The sequence below is a fragment of the Bacillus sp. FSL K6-0073 genome (assembly GCF_038006085.1).
In the GTDB taxonomy this organism is placed as follows: Bacteria; Bacillota; Bacilli; order Bacillales; family Bacillaceae_G; genus Bacillus_A; species Bacillus_A cereus.
Genome location: NZ_JBBOUN010000006.1, coordinates 35,838 through 56,074, shown reverse-complemented (window position 1 = coordinate 56,074; position 20,237 = coordinate 35,838). Strand labels below are relative to the sequence as shown.

Below are 20,237 nucleotides of genomic sequence, written 5' to 3'. Positions count from 1 at the left end.
AAAGACCAACTATGAGAAGTCAAGGAGGATTTTTTATATAAATAGGGGGTGTTTCTCTAAAAAAGGGCGTATCAAATAAACCTAAGGATTTTCAAAAAAATGAGAAGTTCATGTTTCTGTTGTGTGTGGTGGAATTTCATAAGGTTTATTGCTTTTAAGAATGGCATAGATAATGTAACACAGCTTTCTAGCTACGGCTCCTATACAAACATAGTAGTGCTTTCCTTGTTTTCGTTTCTTTTCATAAAAGGCTTTTAATACAGGGTCATGTTTATGAGCTGTAATAGCCGCCTGGAATAAGGCTCTACGCAAATGAGAAGAGCCACGTTTGGATATAGACGTACCTGAGGATTCAAATTGCCCAGATTGGGACACAGAGGCATCGATGCCTGCGTATGCGACAAGTTTAGATGGTTTGTCAAAGCGGTGTATATCCCCAATTTCACTTAGTATAGTGGCACCTAAAATCGGTCCAACGCCAGGTATTGTCATGATAGGAGTATCTAAATCAATTAAAAGTTGTGACATTTCTTCTTCACACTCTTTGATTTGATCTTCGATAAAACGAATTTGCTCCATCAACATTTTTAGTTGAAAGGAAAAAGCGTTTTTACAGAAAGTAACACCAAACGAATTAGAGGCTAATTCCATTAGTTTGTTGGCTGTTTTCTTCCCAAGTCGGTTACGACTGGTTTGCTCAATTATTTGTGTTAAATCATCAATAGATATCTGTTCATAGTCACTAGGAGAGGAATATTCAAGTAAGATTTGTGAAGAAGTTTTACCAAAAACATCCGAAAAGATGCTTTGGTACTCTGGGAAAGTCTGATCTAATACGACAAGAGCTTTTCTTTTTAAATCACTCATATTACTTACAAGCGCATTACGAAAGCGGCTCATTTGTTTTAGAGCGAACATTTTCTCGTCCACAAGTGGAGTTTCAACAAAACGGCCGAATCGAATGATATCGGCAATCATAGTGGCATCAATGGCGTCTGTTTTCCGCTTTCTAATTTCTGTTCCTTTTCGCCAGGCATTGGTTTGAATTGGATTTAATACAACGACTGAGAAGCCATGATCCAGTAGAAAAGAATAAATGGCTAACCAATAATGTCCTGTTGCCTCCATTCCAATCATTATTTCTGTAGGAGACTCAATGTATCGGTACATCCAATTTAATAGTGCTTGTCCACCTTCTTTGTGATTCTGAAAGGGAAATGGCTTAGTAATAGGTTTTCCAGTTTGATCGATAATGGACGCATAATGTTTATGTTTAGCGATATCAATACCTAAATAGAACATAGCTTACACCCCTATTTTAATCAGTGTTAGATAGTGTTGTCCTCCTCTGAACTAATAAGCGCTACTACCTCGTAAGAGATACGAAGAATGACCAATGGTCATCAACATCCAACTCATTCGTAAACTACTTATTAGACAGAGGTACCATTCTTTCAACCGAATACAAAGATTCAAGGAGGTGGTCGGCAACACTCTATCTACAAATTTAAGTATCTCATAAAAATAGATACTCTTGGGTTTATAGGTACATCCCGTCCCTAAAAAACCTAACTTAATCATACGAGGAGGTGAGAACTTGGAAAGAATTCACGAACTCATCAAGGCATTGAATATAAGCGATGTTATTACAAGTACTCAATTTAAAGTAGGTGGTGCTATCGGTGGTGGATTAGGAACAATAATTAATTTGTTATACGGTAAAGCGAACTTAATTTGGATATCGATCTATTGCTGGATTATTATGTTGGACTGGATTACTGGTAGTAAAGCTTCAAAGCTAGATGGAACATACTCATCACAATATGGAATTGAGGGCATCACGAGAACCGTGGTGCTTTTATCATTACCAGCTCTTGCGCATTTATTTGATATTGCTCTTAAACTACCTGACTTCTTTTTCTTTATGGTAGTCGGTGGATTGAGTTACCACATTTTTAATAGTTTCGCAGCAAACTGTGCACGAATTGGCTGGGAAAAATGGATTCCTGCATGGTTATTAGAAAGTGTAGCATCCGAAATTCAAGCGAAGATCCAAAGAAGTGATGCACGAAAAGAAAAACATACTACCAAATAAAAAATACACGCCTTACATAAGGAGAGCATTGTCAAAAGACGGTGCTCTTTTTGTTTGGCAAAAAGGGGAAAATACACAATGAAAAAACCAATTAAACTATTTAGCTCATTATTTATGACTCTATTACTCTTATTTTCGTTTGCTACGGCTTCTTTTGCTGATAGAGTACTAATTATCCAAGACTTACCGAAACAAGCATATCGCTACGGTGTGGGCGCTTATGAGGGCGTTGTGGCACATAGTACAGCAACACCAGAAGCACCAGCAATTAACATTCGAAATTATGAAGCTAGAACATGGAGAAATGCATTTGTGCATTATGCTGTAGATTGGAACGAAACAGTCCAAATTGCCGATACAAAATATGTGGCTTACGGTGCTGGACCATCTGCAAATAAAAGATTTGTTCACGTAGAACTTTCTGAAACTAGCAACCCAGATAAATTTAAATCTTCTTACGAGCGTTATGTAAAACTATTAGCTAAGATTTTAAAAGATAGAGGAATTCATCCAAGCAAAGGCTTATGGACACATAAAGATATTACTTACAAATTAGGTGGAACTGACCACGAAGATCCGATTGATTACCTTCGCAGTCACGGTGTATCAGAATCACAATTCAGAGCGGACGTAAAAAAGGCATATGAAGGCGCAACAGTTACAGTTAAACCAAAACCACAAGAACCATCTCAAAACGTTGTAGGCGAAACAGGAGTAGCTTATATTGAAGGATTTAACGTAAACCTAAGAAGTGGACCATCAACAAATTATGGTGTTATCCGTCAATTAAATAAAGGAGAAGCATATCAAGTATGGGGAAAACAAGGTGATTGGTTAAATCTTGGCGGTAACCAATGGATTTATAACAACCCATCTTATATTAAATATCAAGGGGAACAAACTACTACTTCAAGTTCTGTAGTAGGAAAACGTGTTGTTTCTAAAGTGGACGACCTTCGTTTCTATGACTCTGCTTCTTGGTCTGATAAAGATGTAGCAGGAACGGTAGATGAAGGGCTTGGATTTACGATTGATGCTAAAGTATCCGTTAATGGTTCACCACAATACAAAGTACACAACAGTAAAGGCGTAACATACTATATAACTGCAAATGAAGCCTATGTGTATGTGAAGTAAGAGGAGAGTCGGTTCTTATGATAGGAATCGACTTTTTTGTTGATATTCACCATCAAAAGTCTGAAAATTATGTAGAAATATACTTTGTTATTCTTTTTCCTTCCTTTTTTTGCTATTCTTTTGAGTAAGACTATTCAGAAAAAAGGGTGGGATTTTATGCATGTTCCAGTAAAGGGGAATGAACAAGTTACAAAATTACTTAATGACTGGTATCAAGCCATGTTAACGCAACGGTATGTAAAGGCGTCAAACTTGAAAGGAAAAATTGATAATATAATTAATAATTTACAACATGAAAAAGACACAAAATTACAAGACCAAAACTTATTATTATATTACTCTCTACTAGATTTTAGGTATAAAGTTCTAACTGAAGGCATTAATATTTCACCAAGTGAATTTGATAAAATTGAGAACTTCAATAAACCAGTAGACAATTATTTAGCGTATTGCTACCACTTTTATAAAGCAATACATAATACATTTTTGTCTAATTATGCAGAGGCTGGGGAACAATTTGAAGAAGCAGAATCACTTCTAAAATATGTCCCTGACGAACTAGAACAAGCAGAATTTAATTATCGTTTAGCAACATTCTACTATCAAACGTATAAGCCCCTCCCCTCTATAACGTATATAAACAAAGCAAAAACAGCTTTTCATAATAATGAAGGCTATGAGATAAACGTAGCATTATGTGAAAATGTACTAGGATTAACATGTATACAGATAAGACAATTTGAACAAGCTGAAGAACACTTAAATAAAGCAATAGATATTGTTAAAAAGGGTGATAACATAGAACTATTATTACGCCTTAGAAACAATATAGGGTGGTTATATGCTAGTCAAGGGCTTTCGTCTTTAGCTATCCGCCACTTATCAGAAGTAACAGAACATTTACCAAACCATTATAAGGCTATCTTTCTACAAGCTAAGGAACATTATAAATTGAGGGAACATACAGCAGCCAATAGGTTAATAGAACAGGGGCTAAGAACGTCTACTCAAATAGGAAATCAAGAGTACATACACAGATTTAACATATTAATGGAATTGAATAATGAATCTGAGTTAAATACATTAGAAAGTGTAATAGAAGCAGGGATTTCTTATTTTGAAGTAGAAGGATTAACAAAGTGCGTTCAAGAATATGCTGAAATTCTCGCTACTATGTTTTATAAAGAAGCGAACGACAAAAAAGCAAGTAAATACTTTTATATCAGCAATGAATCCAGAAAACAATTTGAAGAAAAAGGGGCGTTAGTGTGATGAAAAAGTTAAAGTCAGTATTATTACTTCCCATTATGGCAGTAGGATTTATTGCAATGGCTGAAGGTGATACACCTGCACCACAAAGACCTGATTTAGCATATAGTCACGGGCATACTGGTGGTATAAGTAAATTCGAAGCACATGGGGATCATGGTGGAGCGCCTGCTTATGACCACGGAAGACCACCTGCACCAGCATACGAATACAGTGATGTTTATATCGACCACGGAGAACATATTTAATTGCCTAAAAAAGAGGACGCTGCAAGCGCCCTCTTTTTTTGTAATATCATACATTACGACCATATAAATTTAGAAGTAACATAAGTAGCAGCAGGAAGAAAAAACATAAGTGATAATGTTCCATAGTACCAAATACGGTCTGATTTACATTCTTCAATACCAAACCACTCATTTAATTCTTGGTATTTTTTCGCAAAGAATGAGCGGATTGTTCCGAACAGTTCCTTTTTGCTACGTGTTTGTGGTAGAATAGGCTCACTAGTAGTTAGTTTGTAAAGGGTATTTGACATTGTTAAATCATCCTTTCAAATTTTCAAAGTGTAGAGAACGCTCTTTCGTGCCGCCAAGCTGGGAAGAGCGTTCTCTTTTTATATTCAATTGTATTTAATCTTTTTCGAAATTACCGCCCCTACCTAAATTAGGACGTTTTCTTTCAACCTTTTTAGGTTCTACTTTTTCTTCTTTCATTGGAGAGATAATAATAGAACCGCTTGTATGCATGTATTGTCTAATAGCAGTACGAACCATTTCAGCTTTTCTATTACGCGGTAGAGATTCTAACCAATCTTTAATATCTTTATCTAATACATCATCATAAGAAAGAGGATATACCTTATTCGCCATCTTCTTCGCCTACCTCAAATTTACCGTATCTGTAGAAGCCCTCCACGTTTGCAGTTTGGCTTTCTTCTAATTTCGTTACTTTACCAATCCATTCTTCCAATAACTCATGGAAAGTATTCGCGCCACCACCAGAGACTAGCACTTCATCAAAGCGGTCAAATGTTTTCCAAGCATTATTTACTCCGTTTACAATAAAATCATAAACTTCTTTAATCGATGCTGTTTTTTCATCATTAAAATCAATTGGATCCATACGCTTAGAAGCCTGGTAAGCAGCTTCTTCAAATACTTTTTCTAATTTATAATCATTAATAGTTGCGCTTGTTTCCTTTTTAATTTTAGCTACAATTGGTTCATAGACATCGTGCATTCCTTTTGGAACAGAAGTCGATTCTTTTTCACGGCGTAGCATAGAGATTACATCTAAATCTGTTGTACCAGTTCCGATATCAATAATACCTACAGTCATATCTTCATAAGTATCATCTGCAACAAATCCATCTTCATCTAAATAACGGCTCATAACGGTTCCTACTGGTTGAGCAAGAACAATAACATCTACAACATTAATCGTTACTTTTTTACCATTCACCTCAAGATCATGAGTTCCATAATAAACTTCTTTAATTTCATCAACGGCCTTTGTTCCGATTTCTTGGCTTGGAACACCTGTTACAACTAAGATTTCATCGTAGCTTTTCACATTTGTTTTAGCAGCCATTTCAGCTAATGCAATTTTTGATAGTGTTTTATACTGATTAGTTTTATAACGATTCTGTTGAGCGTATGTGTTCAAAGTATTGTTCACTTTAATTATGTCATCGCCCCAAACATATTCTGTTCCTTCAACTTTATATGTTTTAAGCTTCATCTTCCCACCAGACAATGCTTCTCCTACATTAGAAGAGAATGAATAGATTGCTGGAAGTGTCTTTTTAAACACATCTGTACGCATTTTTACAGCGCCATTCCCATGATCAATTGCAAATACTTTAGTCATTTTATCGACTCCTTTAAATTATCAATACTTATATATCTGTTATGTAACGCTTATATAATGTTAACCTAATTTTATAACAAATAGAGATATTTTTCAATGTTTTATTAACAATTATATAACTGTTATATAATTGTTAATAAAAAAAGAGATTCTCATAGAGAATCTTTATTTCAACAAAAAATATATAATCAAAAATCTAAAATTCTTACAGTTTTACGCCTGGCATAACGTGTTTAGGTATTATAGAGAAATCATACTTCAATCCGCTTACTTCGTAAAGTTCTAGTATTTCTACATTCAATTTACTTTTTGGCATCCAAAATTTATTTTCCTGCTCATAGAAAACATAATTCTCACCTGGACCTAAAGAACTTCTAAATATAACACCATCATAACCGAGAAATTTTATATATTCTGTTAGGTATTGAGACGGTATATAATCTAGTTCTGAAGTATCTGGACTCACCGGTTTAGACAGAGCTTTATCAAGATTTGAGAGTACATTCAATGCCGTTAACTCATTATAAATATTCTCCACGGAAAAAGGTGATTTTAAAATTTTGTCCATTCTATCCGATACTTTAGACAAATCTACTAATTTTAATGGTTCTTTAGGCTTTACAGACGCTATAGTTACTTTAGCTGATTTCCATGGTCTTACTTCCGCTACTGCAGTCTCCTCATCTATCGCTGTATAAAGAACCCTTATACCAACAGGGTTTGCTCTTCCGCTCTTTAAAATTTTTTCTTCTGGTGGCGCTTCTAATTCCGTGCTTTTCGCGTATTCACCAATTCTTGCCCTGTAAAATTTATCATTTTCACCAACTGTTGTAGAAATACTTAAGAATAGCATTCCTAAATAATCAAGTAAGTCGTCATTTTTTCGTGAGCAAGAACTAATTTGTGGGAAGAAGCGATTTTTGTGCTTCAAACTATCAGCAAGATCATTCCACCAATCGCCAACATTAAAATGATCACTTACATCCATTGCGGTATAAAACATAGTATTTGCTGAAATTATACCTTCTTTCTCAACATCTTTATTAGCATTTAAAATATCGTATAGTAGGTTTTCATCTGTTATATCACTAAAAACATCCCATTCTTCACGAAGTAAGTCCCACAAGTTTTCTCCCGTACCATAAGCCTCTTCAATAGTAGGCATACCATCCATATAAATGTATTTTTCTGGTTCACTTTTTACAAAGTATGTAAATAAATTATTAAACATATCTAATAAATCACTTACTTTTGCGACTGACACACCTTTTGATCCACAATAGTTACATTCATCACCTACAACACGCTTACTTTTTATGAGTTCTATCACATATTCGTCTTTAAAACACTTATCACAGCAATACAATTCAATCACCCTTTTACATAAGATTATCTACGTCGTGGATTAATAACTAGTTCTATACCATTCTACCAAAATTTCCACCAAGGCTTCCGCTTCGCTGCCGCTGTCTCTAGCAGTACACGTTTCTCTTCCTGTATTTCGCGTATAGCACTCATAAGCTGCTGATCTCGTTTTTCTAATCTCTCATCAATGTAGCGTTGTTGTTCATCCATTTTCATAGCCATCTGCTTTAGCATTTCATTTTGCTGCTGAATCATTTCCTTTAGTTCGTTATATCGCTCGTCATGTTGCTCAGTTTCCGTTATAACATCCGTATCAACCTCTGACATATCTTTTTCTTTAACCCAGGTCATTATTGCGTTGCAGGCCTGTTTTAACGTCATATCAGGGTGCGATTTGATCTCAATTAACTTCCTTAGTGTTATAACATCGTTATCCATAAATCCACGGTGCCCATGCTCATTCTTGTGGAAGTGATAACCTTGTTCCTCGAGCATGATACAGTACTTCCTCAAAGTGGACTCCTGGATTTTGAGCATCGTTGCTACGTCTTTGCTGACATATATAGATTGAGAGCTGTCTGTTTTATCTGTCATAACATTATCACCTCTGTTATAACATTCGTTATGGTAGGAGGGAAAACCTTGTCTTCGTCAGAAAACAACAAGAATCCCTTAATGATGTATTTTAAGTTTAATAGATTTATACGGTGCGTGAAATTTTATGTCGTAAAATATATATTTCTCTTCGATAAAAAAATGGTAGAATATAGATACCCAGAAAGTTCTATGTAGTTTGTGAATGGAAGACCATCGATAAGTTGTGGTCTTCTTTTTTATATTAGTGAGCTTGTACAATTATGATAGAAAGTATCATCTTAGTGAACAAAAAGAAAAGACGCTTTCATTATGAATGCGTCTTTTCTTCAGCTTAATATTTCTTTAAATAATAGAGATACCGTCTAATGTATTATATCACAAGTTAATATCGATCAACATTGATAAATCCTTATAAATAAGTATAAATTGAATCAATAGATGCCTTGTTTTTTATTTATCTACGAAAAGCTAATGGATCTTCACGGAATTTTTTATAAGTCTTAGCAGCCTTTTCTAATGTTTTATAGTTAAATTGAATTGCATGCATGTACAACATATCAATTTCAAGTCTCAAAACTAAATAAATATCATGCTCATTCTCATCTTTAAGTAAGATTAATAGATTTTCAAGTGGCTCAGGATATTTGAGCAGGTGTATCGATACCTTGCTTAACAATTCTTTAACTTCCTTTTCAATTGCCGTTCTTCTCTCGTCTTCATCCTCAATATCTCGTAATTTTAAGATCACTTTCCTAACATAATCTTCTTTTTTTAATAACTCAATTTTATTATAATACGGTGCTTTATTAAATCCTTTAGCTAAAAACATTGTACTAACCTCCTAAAGTGATTTTATACCATTGTGTATAGTTTTCTACTCTCCAGTAGTAAGAAGGTAAGAGAGAGCTTGTAAGTCATTTGTAATGATCCCTAGTCCTCACATCCCACTATACTTATATTGGTAATCTATTAAAGATTTCCGTCATAGTCTCCGGCGATTTCGACTTCTACATCAAGTAGTGCTTCATCTTGCTCTGGATCTTCAGAATCAACATATGTTCTACATTTAGCATAGAGCCATATGTTCATTGGGCGGTTATTGACTATTTCGACTTCATCAAAATCGAAATCAGCATTCCTTAGTAAGTAATCCTCAATAATTTCTTGTAAATCTTCCTCATTGATTTCTAATTTTCTTTCTACAAACCCTTCATCGCTGTAGTATTTGTTTGGAAATACGTTACGCATTGTCTTAAAGTCCTCCTTTCATTTCTGAATTTTTATTTTGGGTATCTTTGCCCATTCCTTCAAAAAGAGGAGTAAGCTTAATTCATAAGAAATATAAACATAATTTCAAAAGGTACACTTTTTGAGGGATGAGAAAAAACATCAAACTCGTGGATCAAACTTATTTGTTGGTCTAAGTGTACAAAATCCGCGTTATGTTAGTGCTCCTCCCATACTGTTAAAACTCTTACTTTAAGCTAACTTAATTAAAAACATATACACACCAACCTACAAATATACACGCTGCAGCTATACCAAAAAATTGTCGAGTGAAATATCCATCAAAATATCTACATACAATTATCGCTAGTATTGCAATGAGAATTATTGGAAGACCAAAATATAATGCGAGCTGCCCTCCTAATTTACTCATACTTTGATTAATAAGTTCATTGCTAAATGACATATGTTAATTCCTCTCTGTATGTTCAGCTAGTTCGAATTTTTCTAATGTCGAATCTGCCCTTAAATCTTCTTTATTTACTTTCCTGTTTCCACTTATCAGAGATGAAATCTAACACTTCTTCTCTAGACATGTCACCATCAGTGTAGAAATAAACGATATCCCCAGCATTCTCTCCGATTAATTGATCAATAAATTTCTCCAAAGAATCCATCGCTTCTGGAATATCAAATTCCACACCTAAGTTAGCGAAAGTTATATAGGTTTCTTGTCTTTCTTTCTCTATATCCAATAAAACAGAAATTACTTTTAATGTTTCATCTGGTGACATAACCCAAGAAAGTTCGGGTTTAATTTTTAACAGACGGTTTGTAAATTCTTTTTTACTTTCAGTTCCGAATCGAAAGTGTTGTATATTCTCGAAATAAACATCTTTAAACACATTTTCAAGTAAAACGTTTGTTGCATCTTCAAAATCTAGCATAGAAAATAATTGAAAAATAGAATCTAATCCTGCTTCTTCAAGTGGATTTAGTGCTTTAGAGATTCTTTTTTCTAATTCGATTAAGGATACTACTACATCTACTTTTCTCATAAATACCCCTCCTATAATTGTTTTATTGATCTAACCAGTTAAAGAATAAAACATTACCTTTAAATTCATCTTTATTTTTACGTATAAATGCCTTTGCTGTTTCTACAGTGTTTTCTCTTTCGATAACCATAGCAAGACGACCAGCGTAAAAAATAGTAGGTTTCTGAACTGGATTTGATGTTTGACTACGTTCCTCAACTGTTTTTAGAAATTCATCAATAGACTTGTCTACTTGTTTCATGGTACCAATACGTACATTTTTTTCTTGTAATGTCTTTAATACATCAAAAAATTGTTGTTTATTCTTAAATATCTTTCTGTCTCTTAATCTTTCAATAACAGATTTGTAGAATAGATTAGACATTTGATTGATGTATTCTTCTTCCTCTTCATTTTCTAAATTCAATTCCTCTACTATATTAAGTAAATTATCTGTATTAGAAGAAGAGGAATTAATTATCTGTTCTTTTTTATTATCTTGTTTTTTTATTAATTTATCTTTTTTATCTTTTTTCTTATTAGTACCCGATTTTTCCGTACTCGGTTTTTCCGAGCTCGGTTTTTCCGTACCCGGATTTTTAGGGGATGGTTTTGGTTTTTCATCCATACCCGATTTTTTAGGGGATGGTTCTTCTGTATTTTCTTTTGGTATTACAACAGATTCGATGTAATAAAGGTTTCTTGAGAATTGCCCTTTTTCATTCTTTTGCTTTTCTATGTTGATGTAACCTTTAGTGATTAGTTGTTTACGATATTTATAATAAGTATCTTCGCTCATTCCTAAATCTGTACATTGGATATCTACACTTGGAAATGCTGTGCGTTCTTCATTTGTATTACCCCAAGCGTAACTACATAAGTAAGCGTATATTAATTTTGCATTCTTATGTAATGAACGATCTCGCATGACATGCTGTGCTAATAAACCAAATCCTTTTTCGTAAACTGTTCCTCTCATTTGTATAACTGAATCCAACATAAAAAATCCTCCAATTTTTTTACCCCGACCAAAAAATGGGTGCAAGAAATTAGAGGATTGTAGTTCACATTTTTTAAAGTATATGCTATCATAGACGTAGCGATACACATTAAAATATGTTAATACAAACCTCGCGTTTCGATTTTCAAAAGTTTTATGTAGGCGACCAACCACGGAAACCTTTGAAAATGCTGTCGGGGTTTTTTGTTTTTTTTATTTATATAAAATATTTATTTTTAAAATTTACATTTGCAATTTATGTATCTACTTCTTTATGATAGCAGAGATTTGTTAAAAAAAGAAGAGTAAAAGAGAAGACCGTCGTTTGATGGTCTTTTTTGTTATACATAGATTAAAAAAATAATATGGTTGTAAAAAAATAACAAGTTTTTTTAATTAGTATTTATGACTTGTGTGATAAACTATATGTAACTGTATATGAGGTTCAGCCCAGATACGTGTAATTTGGGGCCATAGTCAGCAGTGTGCACAAAATCTTGTATAAAAGATAAAATCGCAGGAAATTCAAATTAAAAATTCTGAATAAATAGAAAAAAGTGTATATTTAAAAGTTAACTTGTATTATAATGGTAATTGTAACTAAATCTACTATAGGAGGTATAATATACCATGATTAAAAAAATTACTGCAGGTGTTGCAACGTTAGCATTATCATTTGGGATTATTAGTACTGCTAGCGCAGCAGAATTTACTCAGCCTTCTTCACCAATTCAAGAGTCCATTCAGGTGAATGCTTCTAATATTAGTACCCTTTCTGCTGCCAGATATTATGCTACAAAAATAAATTATATCGAAAAAGGTAAAAGTATTCCTGATAGTTATTTTATGACTGCAGAATCTAATGGCGCTAAATATGGTGGATCAATACCTATACAAAAAGTCGAAGATTCTGGCAGCTTTTGGAAAGTTACATATGCTGGTTATCTAAACAGATTCTTTGAGTAATTATTAAAAAAGAGTTTGGATTAATTTCCAAACTCTTTTATATTCCAACCATTTAACTCGTAGTTTTCGTTGTTAAGAAGAGAATTTCTAAAAACAAAAGGTAGAAGACCGTCGTTTGATGGTCTTTTTTTGTTATACTAAAACAAAAAGGGGGATGTAATATATGCATGTTTTTTTGATAATATCTTAATGTATTTAGAACACTATAATATTCCGTGTACATTTGTATTGAGTAATGGAAAATCATTAAAGGGGAAAATAGTGGGTAGAGAACAATATATGATTTACGTTGAAACAGATGAGAAACAACATTTTCTATTTAAATCTAATATTATGGACATCATTCCAAATGAGAAGTTAGATCTACCAAAAGTAAAAGAAAATGTGAAAAATCATATAGCAAAGAAAAAAGAGTCTGTCTTGAAGTAATACATAGAAGAAAATAACAATATTTTTTAGTGCTAGCTATACCTAATATGATAAACTAAATTTAACTGTATATTGTGAGGGCGGGAGGTTGCTATCCTTTCTCTGATTTTAGAGAGAAGGGAGGTGACCGAATGGATTCTTTATTTAATTTATTGTATGACGCTGCTAAGGTATTCCTTGCAGCATTTGCAACAGCTTATGCAAATGAGCTTGCAAAAAAGATTAGCAATAAAAGAAATAAAAATACCGCCCCGAATGCCTGCAAGCGAAAGGGCGGTACTAAACGAAAATAACTATTAGCAACCGACCACCTTGCGGTATCAGTTACTGGAAGAGATGTTAGCGCATCTCTTCTTTTATTTTATGCAATTCAGTTAGAAGTCATACTCTAGTCATATCATAACAAATAATCAGAAAAAAGAAAAGACACTCAAATGAGTGCCGTTCTTTGACTTGAAAACCACTTTAATTTTAATAATATGTATATGGACTTCCATCCAAATGCAAGTTTATCATACATTTCAAAAGATTGGAAGCGCATTCTTTAACATAGTTAGTTATTTATTTATAACTTACTGTTATCGCTGTATAATAAGAGTGCTTTTACATTTACGGCAAGTAATTTTCTTCTCTTTATGAATTAATAGATTTTCATAATCACATTCAGGACATGTAGTTGCATGTGGAGTTTTGATATTTTTATAGCATAAGAAAGAAATAGCCGCCAGGATTAGAGCAGGAATAACAAGCATCATAATTAAGAAAAGCATTGCACAAGCGCCTGTAATTATGGAAAGTGGCTTCATCAGTTTTCTAGCAAAAGAATTTGCTTCGTTATCTTTTGAACGGAAAGGAGTTACTATAAAAGCCTTAGTTTCTTTTTTTATAAGGGAAGATTGAACCCTTGTATGCGACCGATTATTTGGCGTAGTAGTCGTAGTGTTTTGAATTGCTGAATCACTTGAGCTTGTTCTTTGTTTAGTGCCTTTCTTTTTACTTATACGTTGTTCATATGAGATTCCCGTTCCAGGTAAAGAAGTTGTAATTCTAGATCCGGATGGTCCAGTACTAATGCTAGCACCTTTTACACCTGCACTTACTCCTACACCTTTATGTGTAACGTTTATTTTCACACCAGGGGCAACTTTGATACTTTTACGAAATTTAAATCCCATAATATCGCTCCTTAATATAGTTTATATTTGTATATTACAACTTTTAATATGTATTTCCAAAAAATAAAAAGACAGCCAAGTAGCTGTCTTGATTAAAATGTAAATTTATGAATATTTTACCTCTAGATTCAGAATATTTTTCCATGTAGAATAATACTAAATATCGACGGGTAGTAACTACATCTTTTTATCTTTATCTAAGAATCTAGCGTAAGGAAGTAATTTTTTGCAAAAGTCTTCTCTTTGTTCCTCGTTCATAGAAGCAATAATTTGTTGAATTTCAATGAGTGTATTCTCAACTATTTTTGTATTATGTTTTATATTTCTGTTTAAAAGAACATCAACAGGTACGTTAAAATAAGAGGCGATTCGATCTAAAGTTTCTAAATCTGGTTCGAAACCATTTTCGTAGTTTTTAATTTGACCGCGGCTTAAGTTAAGTTTACTTGCTAATTCTTCTTGTGTTAACCCGTATGAATTCCTTAATTTTTTTAGCATTTTATTAAATTCTCTCATGGAAAAAAGTATAAATCTAATAATTAATTTATACTACAAATGGCTATAAAATAGACGTATAAGAACATATGTCTATATAATTATCTAAAAATAAGAACTTACGTTCTATTTTTATGGTATAATATAAATATAGCGCTTTAAATATGCAATAATGCATAAGAGGTCAGATAATCAGAAAGCAATCGTGTTTTGTATGGTAATATATTGAAGAGGTCAAACTTTCTCAAGATTTTAAAATAACGATTAATCTGAATGTTAAGAAATAAAATTGAATAAACGCGGACAAAAAAAGACTCACAGCGTGTGTAATTAGTGCGGTCACACAATTACAACGTCTTCCCTAATGCGCTAGGGAGAACACTTACTGCAAGTCCAACAACTAGTATAACACAACTTTTGAATGTAGTGACGCGTTTTCCGAAATTATGGTAAAAGGGTACGTGTCTTTGTTCCGAAAAAAGGGGACAAATAAAAATGAAGAAATTATTACAATGTCTTTTAAATGATTTAACTTTAGCTGGGATTAGTAAAAATAAGTTAGCTTTAACTTTGGGGATTTCCCCAAGTGGTGTAACAGCCGTATTTAAAGGAGAAAGACAAATGCGCTGTTCATATTTGTTAAAATCTTTGGCTTTACTTAATAAGGGAATTAAAACAGAAAGTAAATATATTTCAAGGTATGTACTTGAGGCCAAACCTAAAAATAGAAGAGAAATTATGGAGTACCTATCATTAAGAGGCGATTTTAATACATTAAAATTTGTTATTGAAAAAGAATGTATTGTAGAAAAAGGAAAGAAGTATACGAATGCACTCAATGAAGAATGGGCAGAAGTGTATCGCTGGATCTATCAAAGATATACACAGGAAAATATTAACTTGTTAGAATTTTATAATTCATTACGAGAGGTAAATAAAACAACAAAAAGTACAGAAATGAAATGGCTGATAGAGCTGTTGTTATGCCAATTGTTATATCAAATGGGAGACCATAAATTAGCATCGGAAAAAATGCATGAAATTAGCGATGGACTAAATGAAATCCCAAATAACTTTATTGAAAGTACATTTGATTTAAGGTTTAAGGAAGCGCAAGCAGTTATGTATATAAGAGCTGGTAAAATCACAGAAGCACGACTTATTTGTGATCAAATTCTAAATGTATGTGAGCTTAATCCATTCTATATATTGCCACGTGCAATGGCTTATTTTAAGAAGGGCGAGACATACTTGTTTACAAATTACGAAAAGGCTAAATATTACTTAATAAAGGCCTATGAAACTTTGGAAGAGATTGAAGATTTTGAAGGTGTCAAAGAAAAACGTAATATGTTCCAATTTAACTTATCTTTTTTAAAGATTATACACATGAAAGAGATTGATACCATTGTTGTGATCCACGATGCAGAGCGTGCTTTGTTAGAAATTAGATTGGGGAATAATAAAGTCGGTGAAGAAATTTTAATGGGTATTAAAGAAAAAAATGGTAAGCTCACTGATATACAATATGTCTATCTGGCACTAGCAAGGAATGACGAATTCATGATGAGAAGAGCATATGAACGCCTTCTTCAAAATAATGATGAATTTTATGTCCAGCAATTAGCAAAAATGCTCTTGGGTATTGTTTGAATAAATGGTATAATTAACTTATCAGTCATGAGGCAGGTGGAAACATATGAAAAAAATCTTAGCTATTATTCCAGTACTAGCAATTCTAGGCGGTTTCTTATTAAATTCTGCTACGGACACAAAAGAAATAAAGCAAGAAGCAAAGGCGCCAGTAGTTATGTACAGTAACGATCCAGGTGGCTGGTGAAAAGTTAGTAACTATATTAAATTTAGTTAATGATGCGATCGTCTTTTATTAGACGGTCGCATTTGTGCGTTAAAAAAGGTTTCTGTTTTCTTTAAACTTTGATAAAAGCAGAATAAATTACATTTACTTACAAAAATATAAAGGGTGTTCTAGGGGGATATAGAAATGAATGCAGTATTAACTAAGGAAACGTTAGTGAATAAACAAGAACAATTAGAATCTAAACTTTGGGAACTGTTATTACTAGGGGAAACTAATGGAGATGTAAAAGAAAGTATTGAAAATATTAAGGAATCACTTGCAATTAAAACAAAAAATGATTGATAGCAACTTGCTACCAATCATTTTTTGTTCGCATCTATAAAGGAATTAATCATTCTTAAATACATTTCTTGTTCAGTTTCTGGAAGTTCTTTTAATTTATTGTATATTTCATCAAAATCTTTTTTTAGCCGTAAATTTTGTTCACTGTTTAGAGCAGGATCGTCTGAAAAGCCTAGAAGGTAATCTGCAGTGCAACCAAAAACTTCTGCAAATTTAGATACAGATTTTTCCCCACGATCACGTTTGTTATTTTCGATTCCAGATATTGCAGCTTTTTTTAATCCAACCGCTGCTCCAAGTTCATCCTGTGTCCATCCCTTCATTTTCCTTAAAGTTTTAACCCTTTCTCCACGCATAACCATTTCACCCTTTTATATAAATTCAAGTAGATTTCTTTTTTTACAAATTAGTAAACAACTTTATTAATCTCATTTTATTATAAAAGTTTAGTTTTAGCAAACTTTTGTAATATTTTACCTTTGACGAAGGATAAGAATTTGGGAAAATAAAATAAAAAAGTTCACTTTTTACAAACTTTATGCTAAGATATGTTTTGTAAGAGATAAGCGAGGTGAAACGAAAATGAAATTTGACAACGATAAATTGTCATCTTTGCTTAGAATTAGAAATATGAAACAAATAGAATTTGCACAAGCGATAAACCGTGCTCCTTCTACGGTTTCGTTGTATATAAGTGGTAAAGGAGAGCCTGGTAGAAAGGCGCTTATTGCAATCTCAGAGGTTTTTGATATGCCAATGGATGAATTGTTGAAATCAGAAGATTAATTAGTAGTGGAGTTTAAAAAAATCGAACTTTATCGATTTCTTTTTTTGGGACTAAAGTTCACATTTTACAAACTTTGAATAGTGGAGGTTTATACGATGAGTCAATTGTTGGTTGCACAAAATCCAGTTAGTAATCTGGTTTTTGTGGAGGGAAATAAAATTGTAACTGATAGTTTGATGGTTGCAGATATGTTCGGTAAAGAACATGACAATGTTCTTAGGGATATTCGCAAACAAATAAGTTATGCGGGTGAGGAATTTTCACTCCTCAATTTTGAGGAGCGAAAATATCTTAGCCGAGGAAAGCAATATCCTAAATATGATTTAACAGAGGAAGCTTTTACATTAGTTGTTATGAGTTATAACACAAAAGAAGCTGTACAAATGAAAATCAAATTTATTCAAGAATTTAAGAGGATGAGGGAACATATCCAGAAACAAAATGATCAACGAACACAAATGTCTCCTCTGAAAATGATTCATACAATTTCATCTGAAATGATGAAACAAGATGAACGATTAGAAACAATTGAAAATAAGTTAAATGAAAAGATGACTATTGATAGTTATCAACAAACAACGTTACTAAACGCGAAATTGCGTCGAGTCGAAAAGCTTTGGGGGGAAGAACCGAAAATTCGCCAAGCATTTGAAGATAAAAGAATTTTACATAGTCGAGCATGGAAAGACTTTAAAATGGCTTTTGTAGTTCCGAGTTATCGTGATACAAAAGAAAAAGATTTTGAAGAAGCTTTAACCTATCTAAAAGCTTGGAGACCAGGATTAGTATAAGTAAAATATGGGAGGTTTTACAGATGCCAATAGATTTAAATAGTTTCGCAAATGGAGCAGTTGCAGAAAGGTTTGACGAAGAATTTGAACGTGTTTTAGAAAATATGTCCGATTTAAACACGGATCCAAAGAAGCCAAGAACTATTACATTAACGCTTACAATTACTGGTGATAAAAAACGTGAAGTGTGGGATTGCCAGGTGCAAGCAAAGTCTAAGTTAGCGCCAACTATAGAGGTGGGCTCAAAAATCCTTATGGAGCGCGATGAAAATGGACAAATTGTTGGGCAAGAACTTGCTTCTGGTGTAAAAGGTCAATATTACATCGACCTTGAGGGAGATGTTGCGAATGATGTAGGTGAGAAAGTTATTCATTTACAACAATAGGGACAGAACAGAGGTGAAATAGATGGCATTAGCCGATAGGGTACTTCCAGAGCATATACAAATAGCTTGGCCTTTAGAAAAGAAGTTACGTGAATACATGCAAAATCAAAAAATATTACTTCGTCAGTGTGATAGGGCAATGGCTACGGGCGATATAACAGCCGCACGAGAGTTAAAAAAACTAAGTGATAAACAATTGGAAGAATCAAATGCAGTAGAAAAAGAACTCATTGAATTGTACAAGAAAAAACAGAAAAGAGATCAAGAACATAGAAATGAAGAACGAAAGAATGTATTGGATGTAGCGGATCGCTTGGAATCGATAGGCGGTAATCCGGTAGTGGTTGAACAAATAAGAAAAAACGCATAAAAAAAGATCCATCGTATTGATGGATACTCAAAAAAATTAAAGGTAGATATAGATTTGGATTTAAAAATAATTTTACATTTGCAATTATAACACAATAAATACGCAAGCGGCCAAAATATGTGTATTTATAAAAATATAAAGATTAATAAATTTTAGAATATAGATGATATAGCGGGGAGCTGAAAGTAATGGATGGTTTGTTGTTCGATAATAGTGAATGGTGTGATATCTGTAGTGCAGTAATTCCAACTGCTGATGTGAAAAACATGTACATTGAGGGATGCGAGAAAACGCTTTGTAAGTCTTGTCGGGGTGAAATGGAGCTGACATTAAAAGTAGTTGAAACGTTAGTAATTAAAGATATGTTAACGGCTCTAATAAAAAGATACGGCATGAATAAAGTGCGTGATTTTGATTTGATTAAAGCTGAACAATACGTGAAAGAAAATAAAATATTTTTAGAGATTGAAAAGCGTGGAGGGAAGTTTAACCAGGAGAAGTTAGGTGAATTTGTATCCCTTTCTACAAATGAAATTATAGGAATTCTACAGTACTTACAGAAGAAGATTGGCAATCATTTGTGGATGAATGCAGTTATCGGTGCGTTATTAGATAGAGGGATTGTATACACGCTGCAGTTAGAAGAAGGTGAGCACCATGACGGAGCAACTGACATTCTTGCTGGATGATTTCACAAATACAACTACAGTGATGAAAAATACAAGAGTTAAAGATATTAAGGAACAAGCAAAGCCATTTGATATAAAGAATGCTCATGCGAAGCACTTGCCAGGTCATGCAGGATTCGCTGATGTACTTGCAGTTATTCCATGTGATGTATGGAGCGCAGACGAACTACCACGCTCTGTAAAGCAGGATAATCACTTTGATATGTATATCGACTATGTAACAGCGTTATGGCGGTATAGACGAGCGCAGGATAAAAGTTTCTTTTGGGACGAAGCCGAAGAGATTTGCAAAGCCGCGAGGGAATCGCAGGAACCGCAGCCGTTACGAATCTATTTTGATAGCGGATTTAAACCGCAATATGTAACTAAATATTTGGAGGGTTAAA

29 protein-coding genes are annotated in these 20,237 nt (G+C 33.4%); 16 read left to right on the top strand and 13 right to left on the bottom strand.

Annotated features, from left to right (window positions below; all coding sequences use genetic code 11):
* Nucleotides 1-108: 108 nt before the first annotated feature.
* Nucleotides 109-1,302, bottom strand: a complete 1,194-nt coding sequence (locus tag MHB52_RS36640; RefSeq protein ID WP_061663050.1) for an IS110-like element ISBth13 family transposase — start codon at nucleotides 1,300-1,302, stop codon at nucleotides 109-111.
* Nucleotides 1,303-1,597: 295 nt separating this feature from the next.
* Between MHB52_RS36640 and MHB52_RS36635 the strand changes: the two genes are divergently transcribed.
* The 4 genes from MHB52_RS36635 (at nucleotide 1,598) to MHB52_RS36620 (ending at nucleotide 4,749) form a co-directional block, all read left to right on the top strand.
* The gene (locus MHB52_RS36635; RefSeq protein WP_000439587.1) at nucleotides 1,598-2,095 is read left to right on the top strand and encodes a phage holin family protein; all 498 of its coding nucleotides are present in this window, start codon (nucleotides 1,598-1,600) and stop codon (nucleotides 2,093-2,095) included.
* Between the two features lie 78 nt (nucleotides 2,096-2,173).
* Nucleotides 2,174-3,232: an N-acetylmuramoyl-L-alanine amidase gene (locus tag MHB52_RS36630; RefSeq protein ID WP_061663778.1), complete on the top strand. Its 1,059-nt coding sequence runs from the start codon at nucleotides 2,174-2,176 to the stop codon at nucleotides 3,230-3,232.
* Between the two features lie 156 nt (nucleotides 3,233-3,388).
* The gene (locus tag MHB52_RS36625; RefSeq protein WP_061663780.1) at nucleotides 3,389-4,504 is read left to right on the top strand and encodes a Rap family tetratricopeptide repeat protein; all 1,116 of its coding nucleotides are present in this window, start codon (nucleotides 3,389-3,391) and stop codon (nucleotides 4,502-4,504) included.
* The gene (locus MHB52_RS36620; RefSeq protein ID WP_000734385.1) at nucleotides 4,504-4,749 is read left to right on the top strand and encodes a hypothetical protein; all 246 of its coding nucleotides are present in this window, start codon (nucleotides 4,504-4,506) and stop codon (nucleotides 4,747-4,749) included. The genes MHB52_RS36625 and MHB52_RS36620 overlap by 1 nt, the downstream gene beginning before the upstream one ends.
* Before the next feature lie 53 nt (nucleotides 4,750-4,802).
* Here MHB52_RS36620 and MHB52_RS36615 read toward each other — a convergent pair whose 3' ends face one another.
* From MHB52_RS36615 to MHB52_RS36575, 9 genes are all read right to left on the bottom strand, one after another.
* Nucleotides 4,803-5,039, bottom strand: a complete 237-nt coding sequence (locus MHB52_RS36615) for a hypothetical protein (RefSeq protein ID WP_061663782.1) — start codon at nucleotides 5,037-5,039, stop codon at nucleotides 4,803-4,805.
* A gap of 94 nt (nucleotides 5,040-5,133) precedes the next feature.
* Complete coding sequence (locus MHB52_RS36610; protein WP_061663784.1) at nucleotides 5,134-5,373, bottom strand: hypothetical protein; 240 nt, start codon at nucleotides 5,371-5,373, stop codon at nucleotides 5,134-5,136.
* Nucleotides 5,363-6,373 carry a ParM/StbA family protein gene (locus MHB52_RS36605; protein ID WP_061663786.1) on the bottom strand — a complete coding sequence of 337 codons (1,011 nt, stop codon included), beginning with the start codon at nucleotides 6,371-6,373 and terminating at the stop codon, nucleotides 5,363-5,365. Before MHB52_RS36605 ends, MHB52_RS36610 begins: the two co-directional genes overlap by 11 nt.
* A gap of 205 nt (nucleotides 6,374-6,578) precedes the next feature.
* The gene (locus MHB52_RS36600) at nucleotides 6,579-7,739 is read right to left on the bottom strand and encodes an RES domain-containing protein (RefSeq protein WP_061663788.1); all 1,161 of its coding nucleotides are present in this window, start codon (nucleotides 7,737-7,739) and stop codon (nucleotides 6,579-6,581) included.
* 62 nt (nucleotides 7,740-7,801) lie between these two features.
* Nucleotides 7,802-8,233 carry a DUF3967 domain-containing protein gene (locus MHB52_RS36595; RefSeq protein ID WP_236821037.1) on the bottom strand — a complete coding sequence of 144 codons (432 nt, stop codon included), beginning with the start codon at nucleotides 8,231-8,233 and terminating at the stop codon, nucleotides 7,802-7,804.
* A 556-nt stretch (nucleotides 8,234-8,789) separates the two neighbouring features.
* Nucleotides 8,790-9,164 carry a hypothetical protein gene (locus MHB52_RS36590; protein WP_061663790.1) on the bottom strand — a complete coding sequence of 125 codons (375 nt, stop codon included), beginning with the start codon at nucleotides 9,162-9,164 and terminating at the stop codon, nucleotides 8,790-8,792.
* Between the two features lie 140 nt (nucleotides 9,165-9,304).
* The gene (locus MHB52_RS36585; RefSeq protein ID WP_061663791.1) at nucleotides 9,305-9,583 is read right to left on the bottom strand and encodes a hypothetical protein; all 279 of its coding nucleotides are present in this window, start codon (nucleotides 9,581-9,583) and stop codon (nucleotides 9,305-9,307) included.
* Between the two features lie 515 nt (nucleotides 9,584-10,098).
* Complete coding sequence (locus MHB52_RS36580) at nucleotides 10,099-10,620, bottom strand: hypothetical protein (protein WP_061663792.1); 522 nt, start codon at nucleotides 10,618-10,620, stop codon at nucleotides 10,099-10,101.
* Between the two features lie 22 nt (nucleotides 10,621-10,642).
* Nucleotides 10,643-11,599, bottom strand: coding sequence for a helix-turn-helix domain-containing protein (locus MHB52_RS36575; protein WP_061663793.1), 957 nt, complete (start codon nucleotides 11,597-11,599; stop codon nucleotides 10,643-10,645).
* Nucleotides 11,600-12,229: 630 nt separating this feature from the next.
* On the opposite strand from MHB52_RS36575, the gene MHB52_RS36570 reads away from it, so the two are divergent.
* The 3 genes from MHB52_RS36570 (at nucleotide 12,230) to MHB52_RS36560 (ending at nucleotide 13,287) form a co-directional block, all read left to right on the top strand.
* Nucleotides 12,230-12,565: a hypothetical protein gene (locus MHB52_RS36570; RefSeq protein ID WP_061663794.1), complete on the top strand. Its 336-nt coding sequence runs from the start codon at nucleotides 12,230-12,232 to the stop codon at nucleotides 12,563-12,565.
* A 189-nt stretch (nucleotides 12,566-12,754) separates the two neighbouring features.
* Nucleotides 12,755-12,994 carry an RNA chaperone Hfq gene (locus MHB52_RS36565; protein ID WP_061663795.1) on the top strand — a complete coding sequence of 80 codons (240 nt, stop codon included), beginning with the start codon at nucleotides 12,755-12,757 and terminating at the stop codon, nucleotides 12,992-12,994.
* 131 nt (nucleotides 12,995-13,125) lie between these two features.
* Nucleotides 13,126-13,287 carry a hypothetical protein gene (locus MHB52_RS36560; protein ID WP_172797023.1) on the top strand — a complete coding sequence of 54 codons (162 nt, stop codon included), beginning with the start codon at nucleotides 13,126-13,128 and terminating at the stop codon, nucleotides 13,285-13,287.
* 285 nt (nucleotides 13,288-13,572) lie between these two features.
* On the opposite strand, the gene MHB52_RS36555 is transcribed toward MHB52_RS36560, so the two are convergent.
* Nucleotides 13,573-14,169, bottom strand: a complete 597-nt coding sequence (locus MHB52_RS36555; protein WP_061663796.1) for a DUF4236 domain-containing protein — start codon at nucleotides 14,167-14,169, stop codon at nucleotides 13,573-13,575.
* A 177-nt stretch (nucleotides 14,170-14,346) separates the two neighbouring features.
* Nucleotides 14,347-14,667 (bottom strand): helix-turn-helix domain-containing protein, encoded by a 321-nt coding sequence (locus MHB52_RS36550; protein WP_002084061.1) that lies wholly within the window; start codon nucleotides 14,665-14,667, stop codon nucleotides 14,347-14,349.
* A gap of 492 nt (nucleotides 14,668-15,159) precedes the next feature.
* On the opposite strand from MHB52_RS36550, the gene MHB52_RS36545 reads away from it, so the two are divergent.
* The 3 genes from MHB52_RS36545 (at nucleotide 15,160) to MHB52_RS36535 (ending at nucleotide 16,828) form a co-directional block, all read left to right on the top strand.
* Nucleotides 15,160-16,317, top strand: coding sequence for an AimR family lysis-lysogeny pheromone receptor (locus MHB52_RS36545; protein WP_061663797.1), 1,158 nt, complete (start codon nucleotides 15,160-15,162; stop codon nucleotides 16,315-16,317).
* A 46-nt stretch (nucleotides 16,318-16,363) separates the two neighbouring features.
* Nucleotides 16,364-16,504: a hypothetical protein gene (locus tag MHB52_RS36540; RefSeq protein WP_172797024.1), complete on the top strand. Its 141-nt coding sequence runs from the start codon at nucleotides 16,364-16,366 to the stop codon at nucleotides 16,502-16,504.
* A gap of 165 nt (nucleotides 16,505-16,669) precedes the next feature.
* Entirely contained in the window at nucleotides 16,670-16,828 is a 159-nt protein-coding gene (locus MHB52_RS36535) for a hypothetical protein (protein WP_172797025.1), read from the top strand.
* A gap of 17 nt (nucleotides 16,829-16,845) precedes the next feature.
* Here the strand turns inward: MHB52_RS36535 and MHB52_RS36530 are convergent, their stop codons facing one another.
* Nucleotides 16,846-17,184 carry a helix-turn-helix domain-containing protein gene (locus MHB52_RS36530; protein ID WP_001213919.1) on the bottom strand — a complete coding sequence of 113 codons (339 nt, stop codon included), beginning with the start codon at nucleotides 17,182-17,184 and terminating at the stop codon, nucleotides 16,846-16,848.
* Between the two features lie 226 nt (nucleotides 17,185-17,410).
* On the opposite strand from MHB52_RS36530, the gene MHB52_RS36525 reads away from it, so the two are divergent.
* From MHB52_RS36525 to MHB52_RS36500, 6 genes are all read left to right on the top strand, one after another.
* Nucleotides 17,411-17,614, top strand: coding sequence for a helix-turn-helix domain-containing protein (locus tag MHB52_RS36525; RefSeq protein ID WP_000667089.1), 204 nt, complete (start codon nucleotides 17,411-17,413; stop codon nucleotides 17,612-17,614).
* A gap of 96 nt (nucleotides 17,615-17,710) precedes the next feature.
* Nucleotides 17,711-18,406 carry a Rha family transcriptional regulator gene (locus MHB52_RS36520; protein WP_061663798.1) on the top strand — a complete coding sequence of 232 codons (696 nt, stop codon included), beginning with the start codon at nucleotides 17,711-17,713 and terminating at the stop codon, nucleotides 18,404-18,406.
* Between the two features lie 23 nt (nucleotides 18,407-18,429).
* Complete coding sequence (locus MHB52_RS36515) at nucleotides 18,430-18,792, top strand: hypothetical protein (protein ID WP_061663799.1); 363 nt, start codon at nucleotides 18,430-18,432, stop codon at nucleotides 18,790-18,792.
* A gap of 22 nt (nucleotides 18,793-18,814) precedes the next feature.
* Nucleotides 18,815-19,162 carry a hypothetical protein gene (locus MHB52_RS36510; RefSeq protein WP_061663800.1) on the top strand — a complete coding sequence of 116 codons (348 nt, stop codon included), beginning with the start codon at nucleotides 18,815-18,817 and terminating at the stop codon, nucleotides 19,160-19,162.
* Nucleotides 19,163-19,350: 188 nt separating this feature from the next.
* Entirely contained in the window at nucleotides 19,351-19,851 is a 501-nt protein-coding gene (locus MHB52_RS36505; RefSeq protein ID WP_061663801.1) for a hypothetical protein, read from the top strand.
* Nucleotides 19,820-20,236 carry a hypothetical protein gene (locus tag MHB52_RS36500; RefSeq protein WP_000139415.1) on the top strand — a complete coding sequence of 139 codons (417 nt, stop codon included), beginning with the start codon at nucleotides 19,820-19,822 and terminating at the stop codon, nucleotides 20,234-20,236. The genes MHB52_RS36505 and MHB52_RS36500 overlap by 32 nt, the downstream gene beginning before the upstream one ends.
* Nucleotide 20,237 lies beyond the last annotated feature (1 nt).

Coding starts and splice junctions, on each gene's coding strand:
- MHB52_RS36640 (WP_061663050.1), bottom strand. CDS start 1,302: ATGTTCTATTTAGGTATTGATATCGCTAAACATAAACATTATGCGTCC.
- MHB52_RS36630 (WP_061663778.1), top strand. CDS start 2,174: ATGAAAAAACCAATTAAACTATTTAGCTCATTATTTATGACTCTATTA.
- MHB52_RS36625 (WP_061663780.1), top strand. CDS start 3,389: ATGCATGTTCCAGTAAAGGGGAATGAACAAGTTACAAAATTACTTAAT.
- MHB52_RS36620 (WP_000734385.1), top strand. CDS start 4,504: ATGAAAAAGTTAAAGTCAGTATTATTACTTCCCATTATGGCAGTAGGA.
- MHB52_RS36615 (WP_061663782.1), bottom strand. CDS start 5,039: ATGTCAAATACCCTTTACAAACTAACTACTAGTGAGCCTATTCTACCA.
- MHB52_RS36610 (WP_061663784.1), bottom strand. CDS start 5,373: ATGGCGAATAAGGTATATCCTCTTTCTTATGATGATGTATTAGATAAA.
- MHB52_RS36605 (WP_061663786.1), bottom strand. CDS start 6,373: ATGACTAAAGTATTTGCAATTGATCATGGGAATGGCGCTGTAAAAATG.
- MHB52_RS36595 (WP_236821037.1), bottom strand. CDS start 8,233: ATGCTCGAGGAACAAGGTTATCACTTCCACAAGAATGAGCATGGGCAC.
- MHB52_RS36590 (WP_061663790.1), bottom strand. CDS start 9,164: ATGTTTTTAGCTAAAGGATTTAATAAAGCACCGTATTATAATAAAATT.
- MHB52_RS36585 (WP_061663791.1), bottom strand. CDS start 9,583: ATGCGTAACGTATTTCCAAACAAATACTACAGCGATGAAGGGTTTGTA.
- MHB52_RS36580 (WP_061663792.1), bottom strand. CDS start 10,620: ATGAGAAAAGTAGATGTAGTAGTATCCTTAATCGAATTAGAAAAAAGA.
- MHB52_RS36575 (WP_061663793.1), bottom strand. CDS start 11,599: ATGTTGGATTCAGTTATACAAATGAGAGGAACAGTTTACGAAAAAGGA.
- MHB52_RS36570 (WP_061663794.1), top strand. CDS start 12,230: ATGATTAAAAAAATTACTGCAGGTGTTGCAACGTTAGCATTATCATTT.
- MHB52_RS36565 (WP_061663795.1), top strand. CDS start 12,755: ATGTATTTAGAACACTATAATATTCCGTGTACATTTGTATTGAGTAAT.
- MHB52_RS36560 (WP_172797023.1), top strand. CDS start 13,126: ATGGATTCTTTATTTAATTTATTGTATGACGCTGCTAAGGTATTCCTT.
- MHB52_RS36555 (WP_061663796.1), bottom strand. CDS start 14,169: ATGGGATTTAAATTTCGTAAAAGTATCAAAGTTGCCCCTGGTGTGAAA.
- MHB52_RS36550 (WP_002084061.1), bottom strand. CDS start 14,667: ATGCTAAAAAAATTAAGGAATTCATACGGGTTAACACAAGAAGAATTA.
- MHB52_RS36545 (WP_061663797.1), top strand. CDS start 15,160: ATGAAGAAATTATTACAATGTCTTTTAAATGATTTAACTTTAGCTGGG.
- MHB52_RS36540 (WP_172797024.1), top strand. CDS start 16,364: ATGAAAAAAATCTTAGCTATTATTCCAGTACTAGCAATTCTAGGCGGT.
- MHB52_RS36535 (WP_172797025.1), top strand. CDS start 16,670: ATGAATGCAGTATTAACTAAGGAAACGTTAGTGAATAAACAAGAACAA.
- MHB52_RS36530 (WP_001213919.1), bottom strand. CDS start 17,184: ATGCGTGGAGAAAGGGTTAAAACTTTAAGGAAAATGAAGGGATGGACA.
- MHB52_RS36525 (WP_000667089.1), top strand. CDS start 17,411: ATGAAATTTGACAACGATAAATTGTCATCTTTGCTTAGAATTAGAAAT.
- MHB52_RS36520 (WP_061663798.1), top strand. CDS start 17,711: ATGAGTCAATTGTTGGTTGCACAAAATCCAGTTAGTAATCTGGTTTTT.
- MHB52_RS36515 (WP_061663799.1), top strand. CDS start 18,430: ATGCCAATAGATTTAAATAGTTTCGCAAATGGAGCAGTTGCAGAAAGG.
- MHB52_RS36510 (WP_061663800.1), top strand. CDS start 18,815: ATGGCATTAGCCGATAGGGTACTTCCAGAGCATATACAAATAGCTTGG.
- MHB52_RS36505 (WP_061663801.1), top strand. CDS start 19,351: ATGGATGGTTTGTTGTTCGATAATAGTGAATGGTGTGATATCTGTAGT.
- MHB52_RS36500 (WP_000139415.1), top strand. CDS start 19,820: ATGACGGAGCAACTGACATTCTTGCTGGATGATTTCACAAATACAACT.